Raw genomic sequence first — 15,425 nt, forward strand, 5'->3', positions numbered from 1 at the left:
CGGGAAGTAAATGGCTGCAAGCCTAGATGCTTGCAGCCATTTATTTAGTGGTAAGTGGTTTAGTGCTCGCGTGTAGCGCGGAAAGCTACATCAGGCCAACGTTCTTCAGCCAAACTCAAGTTCACGCGTGTTGGTGCTAGGTAAGTCAGAAGACCACTGCCATCGATTGCCAAGTTATCGTGATTCTTTTTCTGGAATTCAGCCAGCATTTTATCATCATCGCACTCAGCCCAACGCGCAGTCTGCACACTGATCGGCTCGTACTTACATTCAACCTTGTATTCATCTTTCAGACGGAATACAACAACATCAAACTGCAGTTGACCCACCGCACCCAAAATTAGGTCATTGTTTTTCAGCGGCTGGAACAACTGCACTGCACCCTCTTCCGATAGCTGCTGCAGACCTTTCTGTAGCTGCTTCATTTTTAGTGGGTCCAATGGGCGTACACGACGGAACATTTCCGGCGCGAAGTGAGGGATACCGGTAAACTTAAGATCCTCACCAGCTGTAAACGTATCACCGATCTGGATCGTACCGTGGTTATGCAAACCAATGATATCGCCAGACCATGCTTCCTCGACGTTCTCACGATCACCCGCGATAAAGGTTACCGCATCGGCAATTTTTACATCCTTTTTGATACGTGCATGACGCATCTTCATGCCTTTGCTGTACTTACCAGAACATATACGCATAAAAGCAATACGGTCACGGTGTTTCGGATCCATATTGGCCTGAATCTTAAAGATAAAGCCACTGAATTTTTCTTCAGTCGGTTCAACTTCACGGGTGAGCGTCGCACGTGGAATTGGCGCAGGCGCCCACTCAACAAAATCATTTAGCATCTCGCGGACACCAAAGTTCGCCAAAGCCGTACCAAAGAAGACAGGGGTTAGCTTACCCGCCATGAACTCTTCTTTATCAAATTCATGAGTAGCACCACGAACTAGTTCAACTTCATCAAGGAAGTCTTCGTAGATATCACCTAAAAGCTCTTTAGCTTCATCACTCTCAAGACCTTTAACCTGAATATCTTCAGGAATAGTATGTCCTTGGCCCGGCTGGAAGACATGAATCGTATCGGTATAAAGGTTATACACACCTTTAAAACGCGGCCCCATCTCGATTGGCCAAGTAATAGGCGCTGCAGCAATCTTCAGAACTTCTTCGATCTCGTCGAGGAGCTCAATTGGATCACGAATTTCGCGGTCCATTTTATTCACAAACGAGAAAATTGGCGTATCACGCAGACGACAAACTTCCATCAGCTTAATGGTTCGATCTTCGACACCTTTCGCCCCATCCACGACCATCAACGCAGAATCCACTGCCGTTAATGTACGGTAAGTATCCTCAGAGAAATCTTCGTGACCCGGAGTATCCAGCAGGTTAACCATGCGACCGTTATACGGGAACTGCATCACAGAAGAGGTGATCGAGATACCACGTTCCTGCTCCATCGACATCCAGTCAGATGTCGCCATACGATCGCCTTTTTTCCCTTTTACGCTACCCGCTTGCTGAATCAACTGTCCGAACAACAACAGTTTTTCAGTAATGGTCGTTTTACCCGCATCGGGGTGGGAAATAATCGCAAAGGTGCGGCGTTGATTAACTTCTTCTTGCAGGATACTCATGGATAAACATCATTTATGGTGACAGAAAGCAGGCATTATACTCCGACTGTGACAAATTACCTCCACTGCGACATTTTGCCTCGCCAGTTTTTCACTACTCTACGGTATAATCCTCTGATGGCTAATCATCGCGATAATTTAATTCAGCTTTCTTACATCAGAACCGTCACCCTATTCGGGCAATGTATCGCGGTAATCTTTGCGATTTACGGCTTACAGGCCGATCTCAATGTCTGGTTAGTAGGTACAACACTCGCCGCCTTAGCGCTGCTAAACGTGATGACCTACGCTCGCCTTTTTTCACCTTGGCCAGTCACAGAGCCTGAGTTTTTCACTCAATTAATCGCAGATATGGCGTTGTATGGCGCGCTGTTATTTCACATGGGGGGAGCAACAAATCCCTTTATATTCTTACTGCTCGTCCCACTGATTATATCTTCAGCCACCATGTCGAGAGCTTATGTCTGGTTGATAGCCTTCATGATCATCGCCATCTATAGCTCTTTGCTGTTTTATTACGAACCTCTAGTTCAGCTGGATAACAGTCATCAGCACCGAATTATGGAACTGTTCGATATCCATATTTTAGGTATGTGGATCAACTTCCTCTTAACGGTAATTGTTGTAACTTATTTTATTGTCCGCATGCGCCAATCCATGCAGATACAGCAAGAAACACTGGATCAAGAACGCGAGAAACGCATTCAAGATCAACAGCTTTTATCGCTCGCCAATATGGCTGCCGGCACAGCTCATGAACTGGGAACGCCATTGAGCACCATGCAAGTTTTACTCAATGAACTTGAGCATGAACACTCTGAAAACCCAGAGCTAGTGGAAGACCTACAACTCTTACGCCAGCAAACTGAACTTTGTGCACAGCGCCTTAAACAGATGAGTCAAAGCGTGAAAGAGGAGCAGGCGACTGCCCAGCAAATGTCCACCATGGCATTGGTAGAAGATGTTATTGAGCAGTTTATGGTTCTTCGTCCAGAAGTGACTCGTACCTTCACTGTACAAGGTGACGGAGAACCTCCTTCATTAAACTGTACAACATCACTAAAACAATCCCTATTAAACCTGCTAAATAACGCTGCAGATGCAGAGCCCGAAGATATCAATATCGAGCTAGACTGGGATCAACAGACAGTATATTTCCGCATCTACGACAACGGGCCGGGAATTAGCCTTGAACAGAGCAGCAATTTAGGTAAACCTTTTATCACCACAAAGGGTAAAGGTTTAGGGATAGGACTATTCCTAACCAGCACTACATTGGCTCGTTATGATGGCGATGTAAGACTCTATAACCGCCCTGAAGGCGGTACGTTAACCGAAGTGACTCTTCCGATAAGGCATGCAGATGACTGAACGCTTTTTGATAGTTGATGACGATCCGGCATTCACCCGCGTACTCTCACGCGCCATGACACGTAGGGAGTTTGAAGTTCAAGTTGCACGTAGCGCCGAAGAGGCCGAAAAGCTGATTCAAACGTGGACTCCGGACCTAGCGACCGTCGATCTTAAAATGGATGGGGACTCTGGGCTAATACTGATCCCCAAACTTCGACAACAAAATCCTTCGATGAAAATTCTAATGCTGACAGGCTATGCAAGTATCGCCACAGCAGTAGAAGCGATAAAACTGGGCGCGACCCAATACCTTCCAAAGCCTGCAGATGCCGATCAAATCCTGACCGCCTTGAACAAGATTGAGGCAGATGCTGAAATGGAAGTGACTGAACAACCCATGTCGGTGAACCGCCTAGAATGGGAGCATATCCAAAAAGTACTTAACGAACATGATGGTAACGTTTCAGCTACAGCTCGAGCACTTGGCATGCACCGAAGGACCCTGCAGCGCAAGTTATCTAAACGTCCAGTAAAACGATAAAGTGCTTTACTGATCGTCTATATAAACCTTGGCATCGAAGGTACGCACCCAATCAGGATGAAACACCAACATCCCAGTAAGAAAAATCCCGTTCATCAAGCCCTCTGGGAACATAATAAGCGGTAGATAACGTACATATTCGTGGATAATTTTCTCGACCGTATATACACCGTCTAACACTAGAATCGCACTAGCGGATAAGCCTGCAACAGCGGCGGAGAGGCCCGCACCTAAAAAACCACAGACGAATAAGAAAACAAAAAAATTCTTCATCATTTTAGCTTCGACAAAGCGATAGAGAAGCCAAGTAGACGCGACAGGCAGCAGTACAGAACACACGCCACTTAAAAGCAAACCATCCCAGCTCTCCTTCCCCACTACAGCCATCCCAATTAGAGCAACAGTCGCAGAGAGTATCGCCAGATCCCAACCAAACACTAAGGTCATAATGGTCAAGCCTAGAAAGTGGATACCTAAACCTGGTGAGATACCTGCTCTCATGGACCACAAAGCCATTAACAATGCAGTGGCGCCAAATAGCATATGCTGCAGTGTACGATTATCTTTCAATGCCCCCCAAGGAGCATTCCTAATGGCATGATACATAACCATAAAATAAATGATGGCACCGCCAATCAGCCAATATGAATGTAATAATCCTTCAGAAAAGCTCATATTTTTCTACTTTTTAATGATTAGGACACATTTTACGTTGAAGATTAATTATCTACTTATATGATAAAGGGATACGGTATTTCTTTTGACGTGTATCACTTTTTCCTTAACCAATGCGGAGAATAAATGAACATCCTTGTAGTCGATGATGATCGTTTTATTCGTGAAATAATTAGCGCCGTTATTCAGGACGCCAATCATACACCTATTACCGCCTCTCAAGGAGACGAAGCCTTAGTCGCTTTAGATAAGGGTGGTATTGATCTAGTTTTAACTGATGTCGAAATGCCAGGCCTCAACGGTTTCGATCTCACGCGCGAAATCCGCAACCGCTTCCCCAATGATTGGTTCCCTATTATATTCCTCAGCGGTCAAAGTGATGAAAAGCACTACGAAGAAGGCATTGATGCTGGCGGTGACGATTACCTCACAAAACCAGTCAGCCCGATTGTGCTTAAAGCCAAAATATTAGCAATGGAGCGCATCGCTAATATGAAGAAAGCACTCGATGCAGCTAACTCTCGCTTAGAAAAACTCAGCTCTCAAGATCCGCTTACAAAAATATCTAACCGCCGAGACCTAGAGACAAATTTATTAAAAGAGTGGAAACGCAATAAGCGAGAGCAAAATGAGCTAGCTGCAATAATGCTCGATATAGATTTCTTTAAAACCTATAACGATCACTATGGCCACCAGCAAGGGGATGAATGCCTTAAAGCAGTAGCAAAGCTATTGAAAGGTGAACTTAATCGTTCTCATGATCTTCTAGCACGCTACGGCGGTGAAGAATTTGTCATTATTCTACCAGATACTAATATCGAAGGTGCGGAGAAGATTGCCAGCAATATTGTCTCTTCACTAGCTTCTAAAGCGATCCCACATGTGCAATCTCAAACAGCAGAACATGTGACTGTCAGTATGGGTATTAGCTCAACTGCTAATAATGCAGAAACGCCTTCTGGGCTCCTTAAGCAAGCCGATCAAGCCCTTTATAAAGCCAAGGAAAGCGGTCGTAACCGTAGCTGTACTTTTACTCTCTAATTTGTAGTTCCCAGAGTTAGCCCCATTAAAACAGCACTCTCACGTTGATCTCCGTGAACTGGAGGGTAGTAATTTTTACGCAACCCTTCAGTTACAAAACCACTTTTTTCATACAGCGCTATCGCAGCTAAATTAGACTCCCTCACCTCCAGCATCACTCGATTAACGCCAGCTTCATGTAGCTGTTGAGTTCCCTGAGCTATCAATTGTTGAGCATAGCCGCAACTTTGATGGGCTGGATCTACGGCTATCTGGAGCAGTTCCGCTTCATCCAGTACTTGAGAAAACATGACATAGCCAATTAAGTCCGGTGCATACAAACCAAGAGCGGTAGATCGCTCTGATTCTATTTGCTTTAGGTATTGTTTAGCCGACCAAGCGCCATGGGTGAAACAGGCTTGAGCAATACGCTCTATTACTGGCAAATCCTTAGCCTGAAGGACATCAATGTTCATAGGAGAAGTTTAAGCCGCGCTAGATTTCAGGTCTAACCAGATTTGGCGCTTAATTCCTGGTAGCTGCATCGCCTCAGTCAAACTGTAGGTCGCTATCGCTTTCACGCCAGATTTAATCGTAAAACTGATACCTTTAAGTTCTTCTAGGCTCTCTTTACGATCCATCACCATTTGAGCTGCAGCTTCACCAAAGAGAAGAACTGTTTGTACCTCTTCAGTTTGCAGTTCTTTTGACAGCTTATGCTGAACAGCACTTAGCGCCTGCTTATAACCCTGATCTAAGGTTTTGCTAGCAAACATCGGCCAAGGAAGCATAAAAGCAGCTTCAGCAGGACCTGATCGACCTAAAGCAGCCACGATGGCAGCAGCCAACTGTTGATAATTGTTAGCAAAATTACCACCCTGAGGCGGTAGACTATCCACAATCAACACACTGCCGATCCGCTGGAAGACAAGCTTAAAGACTGGTGCTTCATCCTGTTCCTGCGTTTGAACCTCATCAGGCTCAGCAACTACATCAGAATCCTCTGCGATAGGAACCACAGGTTTAGAAGCAGGTTTGTTAACCTCTTCTGACACTAAACCTAAAGCAGCGCGTGCTTCCGACATCCCCTGCTGCATAGTTTCAGGAGATGACTTTCTAGAAACAGGTGCTGAGCTGGCTACATTTTGCTGCTGAGAGCGATTTGGAGAATCGAAAGGAATTTCTGGAGCGGGATACTGAAAGTCATCAACCCAATCAGGTGATGGTTTCGCTCCCGCTAGAGAAGCACAAGGTAGCCAGCTGGATATGCCCATTGCATCCAAATATTGATGCCTAAGCTGTTCTTGCTCCATAGCTACTACCTTGTCGTTACTTTACTTAAGAGCTCAATCCTCAATTAAACCTGAGGGTGAGCTTTTTGAACATTTGCATCCAGCATGTTCAATGCATGGATGTAGGCTTTTGCAGATGCGATGATGATATCAGTATCCGCACCAAGACCATTCACGATACGGCCTGCATTTTCCAAACGTACCGTTACTTCACCTTGGGAATCTGTACCTTCTGTCACAGCGTTTACAGAGTAGATCTGCAAGCTCGCACCAGAATCTGCAATCATCTCAATCGCTTTAAAAGCAGCATCAACTGGACCACCGCCCGTCGCTTCCGCCGTTTTCTCTTCGTCACCCACTTGCATCACAATCTTGGCAACAGGCGTCTCACCTGTTTGTGAAGTCACAGATAGGCTTGTTAGCTGGAACTGCTCACTGCTTGCTGTAGCGCGAGTGTCACTCACTAGCGCCACTAGATCTTCGTCAAAGATCTCGCTCTTCTTATCAGCAAGCTCTTTAAAGCGAGAGAAAGCGTTATTTAGTTCAGAGTCTGTCGCAAATGTTGTGCCTAGTTCTTCTAAACGTGTACGGAACGCAGCACGGCCAGACAGCTTACCAAGCACCATACGGTTAGTATTCCAACCCACATCTTGAGCGGTCATGATCTCGTATGTTTCACGGTGTTTAAGAACACCATCTTGGTGGATACCAGACTCATGTGCGAAGGCATTTGCACCCACGATTGCCTTGTTAGGCTGAACAGGGAAGCCCGTCACACTAGATACTAAACGTGATGCCGGAACGATTTGAGTTGTATCAATATTCGTTTCCACGCCTAGCGTATCTTTACGGGTGCGGATCGCCATCACGATCTCTTCTAGAGAAGCGTTACCCGCACGCTCACCTAGACCGTTTACTGTACATTCAACCTGACGTGCACCGGCACCAACTGCAGCCAAAGAGTTAGCAACAGCTAAGCCTAAATCGTTGTGACAGTGAACCGAGAAGATTGCTTTATCGGCGTTTGGAATGCGCTGGATAAGCTGACCGATTGTATGAGCAAACTCACCCGGTACCGCATAACCAACAGTATCTGGGATATTAATCGTACGTGCACCAGCATCGATTACTTTCTCGATGATACGGCACATAAAGTCCAATTCAGAGCGGCTCGCATCTTCTAGTGAGAATTCAACGTCATCAATTAGGTTACGCGCACGCGTTACTGCTTTGACAGCTTGCTCAACCACTTGATCAGGCTGCATCTGCAGTTTGTATTTCATGTGGATAGGTGACGTTGCAATGAAGGTATGGATACGACCCATTGCTGCATTCTGAAGTGCTTCACCCGCACGGTCGATATCGGCATCAAGCGCACGAGATAGAGAACAAACGCGACTTTCCGTCACAGCTTCTGCAATCGCTTTTACCGACTCAAAATCACCCGGGCTCGCAATAGCAAAACCAGCCTCAATTACATCAACTCGCATCTTCTCGAGCTGCTTAGCTACACGCAGCTTTTCATCACGCGTCATTGATGCACCAGGGCTTTGCTCGCCATCACGCAAAGTTGTATCAAAAATAATTACACGATTGTCATTGCTCATAAGGTTTGCTCCAAACCGACTCACCAGCGATCAATACTTACAATTATCGCTGCTCTCTAAATTCTTTACAAAATCTGTATTCAAAAAAAGGACAGGAGAGCACTATACTGTTCAAAAAGCAGGGATAGTTTTCAACGCTATCGACAATAAAAACCAGTCTTAAAACTTCGCGTTGCTTTACTCTCTTGATAGCTCATAGCTACAGGGATTTGTGTGGTAATCCAATGCCCACCACTATAACGCCGGGCGGCTGTTTTGCAACCCGTGTTTTCGGCAAATAACGAACAAGTAGAGAGATCATGTCCACAGAGTTTGATTATCAAATCAACCGTAAAGGTACAGCGAGTCAGAAGTGGGAAAAATACAGTGATAGCGACATTCTACCTATGTGGGTTGCTGACACTGACTTTATGTCTCCGCCAGCCGTGATTAAAGCACTACATGAACGTATAGACCACGGTGTTTTTGGGTACACAAATGTTCCCGTTGAGCTTAATGAGCTGGTTATTGAAAGGATGCAGAACTTTTACGACTGGGAGGTCAACAGCAATGACATTGTTTGGTTACCCGGTTTAGTTTGCGGTCTAAACCTCGCTTGCCGCAGCCTCGGTGAAAGTGGAGATACAGTTTTAACCCCTAAACCTATCTACCCGCCTTTTATGTCGGCTCCACGACTCTCAGATCGTGAGGTTTGTACACTACCTATGCAGGACATAGATGGCCGCAAGATCATCGATTTTGATGCGTTAGAGAATGCCCTCACCGATAGAACACGACTGCTACTGTTTTGTAACCCTCACAACCCCGGTGGTACGGTCTATCGCAAAGAAGAACTCGAACGCCTTGCAGCGATTATTATTAAACACGATCTGTATATCTGCTCAGACGAAATACACTGCGATTTGATTCTCGAACAAGGGCTACAACATACACCTATTGCCTCACTCAGCCCCGAGATCGCGGCAAGAACGATAACGCTCATGGCGCCAAGTAAAACCTTTAACATCGCCGGTTTGGGTTGTTCTTTTGCCATTATTGGTAATCCAGAACTACGTAAGAAATTTATGAACACTAAGAAAGGTGTAGTGCCTGATGTGAACCTACTTGGGTACACTGCCGCTATTGCAGCTTATCAAGAGGGCGAAGAATGGAATCAACAACAGCTTGATTACCTTCGCGCCAATCGTGATTACCTACAAAAGGAGATCAATCAGATCCCAGGTCTAAAGCTCGCCCCAATTGAAGCCACCTACCTTGCTTGGATTGATGTATCAGGAGCGAAATTGACCAACCCTGCACATTTTTTTGAGCAAGCTGGTATAGGTATGTCTCCGGGAAGAGACTTTGGCGACAATAACTATATGCGTTTGAATTTCGGCTGCACACGAAGCACGCTCGAAGAAGCCGTTCGCCGAATTAAACGTGCACTGGTCAATGAATTACCAGCCTAAAACCTAAAGATCCGACTTAGACTCAATCAGTGTAAGAGCGCGTTTCAATTCATCAAAATACTGCTCCGCTGAGAAATTCAGCGGAGCAAAATTTCGATAATCCCAACCATCCTGTTTAGACCTAGCTGGATTATTCCAATTGTGCCAAGCAACGATATCTGAATAACAAGATTGCTTTAGGTTTAACTGCCAACAATCTATATCACCACAGTTACACACAAATGGCGTCAACACGATCTCACTATCAGTACAAGCTCGCTGTAACATCTCTTGATTAAAACCACAGATGTAGGCGCCACTAATACAGCCTGCAAAAGCCGCTTCATAATCACGCACCCAATCAAGTAGTGGCTGATCATCAACCCAAATATCACAATAGTGCCCAAGCTGGCTCTGATAACCACCGTAAACCAACTTAAACTCTTTCATCGATTCACTTACCCTCCCTTAAGCACGCGGCAGATCAAAAGGGATAACATTGGCTAAGGAAGATTCCTGTAGCGCTAACATCAACAACCGATCAACACCCAAGGCCACGCCAGCACAATCAGGCATCCCTACCTCCAGCGCATCCACAAGACGAGTATCAAGAGGACGCTGTGGCAGATCCAATGCAGCTCGTTGCTTTTGATCAGCTTCTAAACGACGCTTTTGTTCGACACTATCTGTCAGTTCGTAATAACCATTCGCTAACTCAACGCCTCTGACAAACAGCTCAAACCTTGCTGCAATAGTAATTCCCGCTGCATTTTTTCGCACACGCGCTAATGCAGCTTGGCTTTGTGGATAGTCCATCACAAAAATGGCATCGACCTGTTCAAGCTGTGGTTCGATGACATGAGACATCAACAAATTCAACCATGTATCTGGATCAGAGTCTTCTAGCTCAATATCTATATGCTTCCGCGTTTCTTTAATTAGGTCTTCTAAAACGACTTCTTCCGGTCTAAAGCCTAAATAGCGGAAAAACAGATCCGAGTAGGTGATACGTTCTACCTTATCCAACTGTAAGACAGGCTTAATCAAGGCTTCAATTTCATCTATCAGACCAGCATCATCAAAGCCCGGGCGATACCACTCCAACATAGTGAATTCGGGATTGTGACGACGACCGTATTCGCCATTTCGAAACACCTTACTCATCTGATAGATCGGCCCGCTACCAGCAGCTAGCAAGCGTTTCATGGCATATTCGGGGGATGTTTGTAGATATAACTTTCGCCCTTCTAGGCCTACCGTTTCTCGGTAATCAACCTCTATGCTGTCGATAAAAGGATCGCTCACCGCACAGTTAGACATCACAGGAGTGTCAACTTCCAATACACCGCGCTGTCTGAAGAAATCACGAATATAACCGAATAACTCGCCGCGTTTACGCAAGTTGTCTATTGAAGCTGAAGGCTGCCAATCACTCATGCTGAACTTACTTATTCCATCTAAAATCAATATACGTAACTGTATCAGCTAGGCCCCTTTCAATAAAAATTAAATCGATGGACCCATATACGGAACTGTCTATCCGTTTGGTTACTTCACTTATCCGCTTCTACACTTAAGAACACTATGCATATCACCGAATAACGGTCGCTGTAGAGGTATGCAACCATGACGACAGCTAAAGCTTGCTCTTATTGCAATCCAGATGGATGGCAATGTACCGAACCCGCCAATAAATCAGGCCTATGCTACTGGCACGACCCTTCTGTGGATAAAAGTCAGGATGAAGGCATAAAGGACGCTGTGGAAAAATGGGCTAAAGCCGGCAAGCCTCTTGATGGATTTCAGTTAGCACGCGCGCAGTTGGAAGATATCAATTTAGTAAACCGTGGTAGCAAGCGCGGCTACCAATGTCGGGAAGCTGACTTTTATCGTGCGAATCTACGCAATGCCCACTGTTTTGGATTAGACCTACGTGGTTCATCGTTGATGAAAAGTACTTTGGCAGGCGCCAACCTTCATTGTGCCCATTTAGAAAACTGTAACTTACTCGGTGTAGATCTAAGCCGCACCCGGCTTGAAAACATTGAATGGGGAGACGAACTCCAACAAGAACGCAGAGCGCTTGAAGCATTTCAGCAAAAGAAAGTTCAAGACGCCGTATCTTTATGTCAGGAGGCCGAAGAGGTCGCACGGATAATCCGCAAACAATGCGAGAAAGAGGGGCTTTTTGAGATTGCTGGTCATTTCTTCAAGAAGGAGATGATCTTCAGGCGCTACCAAATGCCCATGTACAGCTCTCGGCGAATTATCTCAAAAGGGGTCGATCTGTTTTGTGGTTACGGCGAATCCCCTATCAGGGTCGTAATGTTTTCAGTCTGCCTGATATTGCTGTGCGCACTGGTGTATTTCTTTCTCGGAACAACCGCATCCAATCCCATTTATTCAGACAGTACCGGAGCTACAGCCATTTTTTTGGAATTTCTCAATGCTATCTACTTTAGCGTTGTGACCTTCACGACACTAGGCTACGGGGACATAGCACCTATTGGGCTTGCAAGGTTTGTTGCAGCTGTTGAAGCCTTTTTAGGCAGTTTTACAATGGCGCTTTTTGTGGTGGTGTTCGTCAAGAAGATGACAAGGTAGGAGAAATAAAGCTAGGAGAGGAAAAGGGACAGAGTGATCTGCCCCTTAACAACATTACGCGCGAGAAACGTATTCGCCCGTACGTGTATCAATTTTTAGCACTTCACCTTCATTGATAAACAAAGGAACGCGTACAACAGCGCCAGTGCTCAATGTAGCTGGTTTAGAACCGCCCTGAGCAGTATCGCCCTTAAGGCCCGGATCTGTCTCAGTTACTTCTAACTCAACAAAGTTAGCTGGAGTCACAGAGATTGGGTTACCGTTGAACAAAGTAACCGTTACAGAGTCCTGCTCTTTCAACCATGGCTTAGCTTCAGCAACTGCGTTTTCGTCCGCACCTACCTGCTCAAACGTATTTGGATCCATGAAGTACCATAGCTCACCATCGTAGTATGAGTATTCCATAGTCGTATCCATTACATCAGCCTGCTCAACGCTTTCACCTGATTTAAAGGTACGTTCCCAGATACGACCGGACATTAGGTTACGCAACTTAACACGTGTGAACGCCTGACCTTTACCTGGTTTTACAAATTCAACGTCAACCATTGCGCATGGATCGCCGTCGATCATTACTTTCTGACCATTTTTAAACTGGTTAGTAGAAATGTTGCCCATAATGTTCTCTGTATCTCTTGTAAGTTTTTCTCAACCAACAAACCCTGTTGATCGTAAAATTGACAGACATTCTACTTGAAAGGAAAATGCGAGCAACTTTCAGTCGTAATTCCGTACAAAAACATCATGAATTCTATTTCTAATCCGATTCCCGTCACGGAAGAAGCCGACTGGCAACAGCTCCTGAGTCGCACGATTGATGACCCAGCTGAACTGCTCAAGCTATTAGATCTCCCCTCGTCGCTACTCAATGGCGCGCAACAAGGGAACGACCTATTCTCACTAAAAGTGCCAAAGCCATTTTTACAACGGATTGAAAAAGGTAATCCAAACGACCCTTTGCTACGCCAAATTCTGCCGCTAGATGCGGAAAGCGCGGATATTCCAGGCTATGTCACCGACCCTCTTGCCGAGATGTCTGCAAACCACAGTGATGGACTTATCCACAAATATCACGGCCGAGTACTGCTTATTCTCAGTGGAGCTTGCGCAGTAAATTGTCGCTACTGCTTCCGCCGCCATTTCCCTTATCAAGACAACCGCTTAGGTTCTGAGCAATGGCAACAAGTACTTGAGTACTTAAATACAGATAACAGCATTACCGAAGTGATCTTTTCAGGAGGCGATCCTCTAGCTACCTCGGATAAACGCTTGCTCAGAATGATTACGGATTTAGAAGAGATTCCTCATCTAAAACGCTTAAGAATCCACACCCGTTTACCGATAGTGATCCCGCAGCGAGTAACCTCCGAGTTAACCACTCTCTTTACCAATAGCCGTTTCGATATCGCGATGGTTCTTCATGCCAACCATGCTAATGAACTGGATCAACAGGTTCAGCAAGCTAGCGCATATCTAAGAACAGCAGGCGTTACCGTCTTAAATCAAGCGGTATTACTCAAAGGCGTAAATGACAGTTTAACCGCGCTAACTGAGCTGAGTGAAAAGCTCTTCCATTTCGGAATTCTACCCTATTACCTATTCACCCTAGATCCGGTAAAAGGCGCTGCTCACTTTGATATTCCTGACGATCAAGCCATCGCGTTGCATCAACAGCTGCAGGCAACATTACCGGGTTACTTAGTACCAAAACTTGCTCGCGAGATCCCTGGCAAGCGTTCTAAGACACTGCTGTTCTAACGAAAGGAAACTGAAACTTTTTCATATTCTTAGCTTCACCCTTTGATTCCCTCGACTGCGGCCGATAACTCTCGAATGGAATAATTAGCACTAGAGGGTGAAGCAATGCGTATTGCTGCTTCTGATATTGCACTGGAGAGTGCAGCGCACCAATCGACCTATACTGAAATTAGAGAACATCTAACCGAGGGTTATGTTCGCGCTGGCGATGCTTTCAATAAAGAAAATTTGGTCGAAGGTAGCCACAAAGAGCGAGTGGTAAAAGAAGTAAATCAAAGCACTCAAGCTGATGACTCAACCTATGCCGATTTCCGCAAACAGATGGAACGGGAAAATGTCGGTAAATACAGCCTTGATCAGCTAATCACAAAGACGACGGGGAGTAGCTCAAGTCTATTTGAGCTAAACCCAGAAGATAAAGTCAAAATTGAGCTTCTAAAAAAGCTGTTTGAGAGCATGACGGGCAAAAGCTTCAACGTCGGCATGTTAGATGCGCAAGCTGTAGGAAATAGCGGTAACAGTGCTACTACCGGGCAAGTGACGACATCCGCCAGCCAACTGAGTATTACTTCTGGCGAAGCCCTAGAACACGGCTTTGAATACAGCTACAGCGAAACCACGACCTCGACCGAGCAAGTCCAGTTTCAAGCCCAAGGGCAAGTGCGTACTGCAGACGGTCGGGTTATCGATCTCAACCTACAACTCAATATGAGCCGCTCACTCAGCGAGAATCACAGTTTTCAAATTCGTTTGGGAGCAGCGCTTAAAGATCCTCTAGTGATCAACTTTTCTGGTCAAGCCGCCGAGCTTAGCGCCGATACAATTGAATTCGATATAGACAGCGATGGTGAGCTGGATACCGTTCATCGCCTTGATGATGCTAGCGGCTATATCGCCCTCGACAGAAACAACAATGGCTCAATTGATAATGGTAACGAGCTGTTTGGCGCACAGTCAGGTAATGGCTTTAAAGAACTCGCGGCCTACGATGATGATAACAACGGTTTTATCGATGAAGGCGATGCCATCTGGGATCAATTACGCATCTGGGTTCAGCACGATGATGGCAGTAGCAGCATGTTCACCTTAGCCGACAAAGATATTGGCGCTTTATATCTTGGTTATTCCCGAACAGATTGGGAGCTAAGTGCAGGCCAACATAGTGACGAAATGGCAGGAAAAATTCGTGCAACTGGCCTTTTTCTAACAGAGGAAGGCGAGACCGGCACCTTACAGCAGGTTGATCTGGTTGTGTAACCAAAAAGCCTTTAGCTAACACTTAAATCACTTTTACTAAGTCTTCCCTTCAAGCTTATCCAAATTGGGGCAAACCGGTTAAATCGCTTCCTTAAAAAAACGTTTTCGCTCCTTTTTGGCACACCGACTACGTAACTTTTTTGCGCAGTTTTATTGCTGTTTTTTTGACCAAGCCAATTTATGGTGCACAGCAACATAAAGAACCACCCTATTCATACATACAAAAAACATCAAACTAAGACACTGAA

15 protein-coding genes are annotated in these 15,425 nt (G+C 45.5%); 7 read left to right on the plus strand and 8 right to left on the minus strand.

What is annotated here, in order from left to right:
- Window positions 1-59: 59 nt before the first annotated feature.
- A complete protein-coding gene (locus ACMXYN_RS15325; protein ID WP_415892586.1) occupies window positions 60-1,640 on the minus strand; it encodes a peptide chain release factor 3 in 1,581 nt (526 codons plus the stop codon).
- Between the two features lie 117 nt (window positions 1,641-1,757).
- Here ACMXYN_RS15325 and ACMXYN_RS15330 point away from each other — a divergent pair, with 117 nt between their 5' ends.
- Window positions 1,758-3,011 (plus strand): ATP-binding protein, encoded by a 1,254-nt coding sequence (locus tag ACMXYN_RS15330; RefSeq protein WP_415892587.1) that lies wholly within the window; start codon window positions 1,758-1,760, stop codon window positions 3,009-3,011.
- Window positions 2,998-3,534: a response regulator transcription factor gene (locus ACMXYN_RS15335; RefSeq protein WP_415892588.1), complete on the plus strand. Its 537-nt coding sequence runs from the start codon at window positions 2,998-3,000 to the stop codon at window positions 3,532-3,534. Before ACMXYN_RS15330 ends, ACMXYN_RS15335 begins: the two co-directional genes overlap by 14 nt.
- A gap of 6 nt (window positions 3,535-3,540) precedes the next feature.
- Here the strand turns inward: ACMXYN_RS15335 and ACMXYN_RS15340 are convergent, their stop codons facing one another.
- Window positions 3,541-4,209, minus strand: coding sequence for an energy-coupling factor ABC transporter permease (locus ACMXYN_RS15340; protein ID WP_415892589.1), 669 nt, complete (start codon window positions 4,207-4,209; stop codon window positions 3,541-3,543).
- A gap of 126 nt (window positions 4,210-4,335) precedes the next feature.
- On the opposite strand from ACMXYN_RS15340, the gene ACMXYN_RS15345 reads away from it, so the two are divergent.
- A complete protein-coding gene (locus ACMXYN_RS15345; RefSeq protein ID WP_415892590.1) occupies window positions 4,336-5,250 on the plus strand; it encodes a GGDEF domain-containing protein in 915 nt (304 codons plus the stop codon).
- Here ACMXYN_RS15345 and rimI read toward each other — a convergent pair.
- Genes rimI through ACMXYN_RS15360 form a run of 3 tightly spaced genes read right to left on the minus strand, consistent with a single transcriptional unit; the run spans window position 5,247 to window position 8,128 of the window.
- Complete coding sequence (gene rimI / locus ACMXYN_RS15350) at window positions 5,247-5,705, minus strand: ribosomal protein S18-alanine N-acetyltransferase (RefSeq protein WP_415892591.1); 459 nt, start codon at window positions 5,703-5,705, stop codon at window positions 5,247-5,249. The two genes, ACMXYN_RS15345 and rimI, sit on opposite strands and share 4 nt — an antisense overlap.
- A 9-nt stretch (window positions 5,706-5,714) precedes the next feature.
- Window positions 5,715-6,542 (minus strand): hypothetical protein, encoded by an 828-nt coding sequence (locus ACMXYN_RS15355; RefSeq protein ID WP_415892592.1) that lies wholly within the window; start codon window positions 6,540-6,542, stop codon window positions 5,715-5,717.
- A 44-nt stretch (window positions 6,543-6,586) separates the two neighbouring features.
- Window positions 6,587-8,128, minus strand: coding sequence for a 2-isopropylmalate synthase (locus ACMXYN_RS15360; protein ID WP_415882472.1), 1,542 nt, complete (start codon window positions 8,126-8,128; stop codon window positions 6,587-6,589).
- Window positions 8,129-8,427: 299 nt separating this feature from the next.
- Here ACMXYN_RS15360 and ACMXYN_RS15365 point away from each other — a divergent pair, with 299 nt between their 5' ends.
- Entirely contained in the window at window positions 8,428-9,579 is a 1,152-nt protein-coding gene (locus tag ACMXYN_RS15365; protein ID WP_415892593.1) for a MalY/PatB family protein, read from the plus strand.
- 3 nt (window positions 9,580-9,582) lie between these two features.
- On the opposite strand, the gene ACMXYN_RS15370 is transcribed toward ACMXYN_RS15365, so the two are convergent.
- On the minus strand, window positions 9,583-10,008 hold the full coding sequence (locus tag ACMXYN_RS15370) for a hypothetical protein (protein ID WP_415892594.1): 426 nt from the start codon (window positions 10,006-10,008) through the stop codon (window positions 9,583-9,585).
- 18 nt (window positions 10,009-10,026) lie between these two features.
- A complete protein-coding gene (gene epmA / locus ACMXYN_RS15375; protein ID WP_415892595.1) occupies window positions 10,027-10,995 on the minus strand; it encodes an elongation factor P--(R)-beta-lysine ligase in 969 nt (322 codons plus the stop codon).
- A 189-nt stretch (window positions 10,996-11,184) separates the two neighbouring features.
- On the opposite strand from epmA, the gene ACMXYN_RS15380 reads away from it, so the two are divergent.
- A complete protein-coding gene (locus tag ACMXYN_RS15380) occupies window positions 11,185-12,162 on the plus strand; it encodes an ion channel (RefSeq protein ID WP_415892596.1) in 978 nt (325 codons plus the stop codon).
- 54 nt (window positions 12,163-12,216) lie between these two features.
- On the opposite strand, the gene efp is transcribed toward ACMXYN_RS15380, so the two are convergent.
- On the minus strand, window positions 12,217-12,780 hold the full coding sequence (gene efp / locus ACMXYN_RS15385; protein ID WP_415882477.1) for an elongation factor P: 564 nt from the start codon (window positions 12,778-12,780) through the stop codon (window positions 12,217-12,219).
- 126 nt (window positions 12,781-12,906) lie between these two features.
- Between efp and epmB the strand changes: the two genes are divergently transcribed.
- Both epmB and ACMXYN_RS15395 read left to right on the plus strand, forming a co-directional pair.
- The gene (epmB, locus tag ACMXYN_RS15390) at window positions 12,907-13,920 is read left to right on the plus strand and encodes an EF-P beta-lysylation protein EpmB (protein ID WP_415892597.1); all 1,014 of its coding nucleotides are present in this window, start codon (window positions 12,907-12,909) and stop codon (window positions 13,918-13,920) included.
- 105 nt (window positions 13,921-14,025) lie between these two features.
- Complete coding sequence (locus tag ACMXYN_RS15395) at window positions 14,026-15,177, plus strand: hypothetical protein (protein WP_415892598.1); 1,152 nt, start codon at window positions 14,026-14,028, stop codon at window positions 15,175-15,177.
- Window positions 15,178-15,425: the final 248 nt, after the last annotated feature.

Origin of the sequence: Neptuniibacter sp. PT8_73 (assembly GCF_047778045.1) — a bacterium.
GTDB lineage: Bacteria > Pseudomonadota > Gammaproteobacteria > Pseudomonadales > Balneatricaceae > Neptuniibacter.

What these genes read in the sequence shown, in the direction of transcription:
- ACMXYN_RS15360 (WP_415882472.1), bottom strand. Translation starts at nt 8,128, where the DNA reads ATGAGCAATGACAATCGTGTAATTATTTTTGATACAACTTTGCGTGAT.
- ACMXYN_RS15395 (WP_415892598.1), top strand. Translation starts at nt 14,026, where the DNA reads ATGCGTATTGCTGCTTCTGATATTGCACTGGAGAGTGCAGCGCACCAA.
- ACMXYN_RS15330 (WP_415892587.1), top strand. Translation starts at nt 1,758, where the DNA reads ATGGCTAATCATCGCGATAATTTAATTCAGCTTTCTTACATCAGAACC.
- ACMXYN_RS15340 (WP_415892589.1), bottom strand. Translation starts at nt 4,209, where the DNA reads ATGAGCTTTTCTGAAGGATTATTACATTCATATTGGCTGATTGGCGGT.
- epmB (WP_415892597.1), top strand. Translation starts at nt 12,907, where the DNA reads ATGAATTCTATTTCTAATCCGATTCCCGTCACGGAAGAAGCCGACTGG.
- efp (WP_415882477.1), bottom strand. Translation starts at nt 12,780, where the DNA reads ATGGGCAACATTTCTACTAACCAGTTTAAAAATGGTCAGAAAGTAATG.
- ACMXYN_RS15380 (WP_415892596.1), top strand. Translation starts at nt 11,185, where the DNA reads ATGACGACAGCTAAAGCTTGCTCTTATTGCAATCCAGATGGATGGCAA.
- rimI (WP_415892591.1), bottom strand. Translation starts at nt 5,705, where the DNA reads ATGAACATTGATGTCCTTCAGGCTAAGGATTTGCCAGTAATAGAGCGT.
- ACMXYN_RS15335 (WP_415892588.1), top strand. Translation starts at nt 2,998, where the DNA reads ATGCAGATGACTGAACGCTTTTTGATAGTTGATGACGATCCGGCATTC.
- epmA (WP_415892595.1), bottom strand. Translation starts at nt 10,995, where the DNA reads ATGAGTGATTGGCAGCCTTCAGCTTCAATAGACAACTTGCGTAAACGC.
- ACMXYN_RS15325 (WP_415892586.1), bottom strand. Translation starts at nt 1,640, where the DNA reads ATGAGTATCCTGCAAGAAGAAGTTAATCAACGCCGCACCTTTGCGATT.
- ACMXYN_RS15355 (WP_415892592.1), bottom strand. Translation starts at nt 6,542, where the DNA reads ATGGAGCAAGAACAGCTTAGGCATCAATATTTGGATGCAATGGGCATA.
- ACMXYN_RS15345 (WP_415892590.1), top strand. Translation starts at nt 4,336, where the DNA reads ATGAACATCCTTGTAGTCGATGATGATCGTTTTATTCGTGAAATAATT.
- ACMXYN_RS15365 (WP_415892593.1), top strand. Translation starts at nt 8,428, where the DNA reads ATGTCCACAGAGTTTGATTATCAAATCAACCGTAAAGGTACAGCGAGT.
- ACMXYN_RS15370 (WP_415892594.1), bottom strand. Translation starts at nt 10,008, where the DNA reads ATGAAAGAGTTTAAGTTGGTTTACGGTGGTTATCAGAGCCAGCTTGGG.